Source organism: Rhizobium sp. Leaf311 (assembly GCF_001423445.1).
In the GTDB taxonomy this organism is placed as follows: Bacteria; Pseudomonadota; Alphaproteobacteria; order Rhizobiales; family Rhizobiaceae; genus Agrobacterium.
Window position 1 is genome coordinate 130619 of the sequence record NZ_LMNZ01000024.1, and the last position, 582, is coordinate 131200.

At 60.1% G+C, this 582-nt stretch carries 1 protein-coding gene; it reads left to right on the top strand.

The window, feature by feature from the left end:
- Positions 1-582, top strand: a 582-nt coding sequence (locus ASF69_RS22950) for a DDE-type integrase/transposase/recombinase (protein WP_244475561.1), incomplete at both ends; no start/stop codon positions are given.

Here is a 582-nt window from a genome sequence, read left to right on the forward strand (position 1 = left end):
ACCGTCGCCGACACGCTGGGCATCTCCCGCTCGAACCTTGTCGAGCGGTTGAAAGGCAGATCAAAGCCACGCGGAGCCTACTACAAGGCTGAGGATGCAGAGCTTCTACCCGCCATTCGCAGGCTGGTGGATCAAAGGCCAACCTATGGCTATCGGCGGATCGCCGCGCTGCTCAATCGCGAAAGGCGAGCCGCCGATCAGCCTGTCGTCAACGCCAAACGGGTTCATCGCATCATGGGCAACCATGCCATGCTGCTGGAGAAACATACGGCCGTTCGCAAAGGCCGCATCCATGATGGCAAGGTCATGGTCATGCGCTCTAACCTGCGCTGGTGCTCCGACGGTCTGGAGTTCACCTGCTGGAACGGCGAGGTCATCCGTCTCGCCTTCATCATCGACGCCTTCGACCGCGAGATCATCGCTTGGACGGCAGTCGCCAATGCAGGCATCTCCGGCTCTGACGTGCGCGACATGATGTTGGAGGCAGTCGAGAAACGCTTCCGCGCAACCCGAGCCCCGAATGCTATCGAGCACCTCTCGGACAATGGTTCGGCTTACACAGCGCGGGACACGAGGATATTT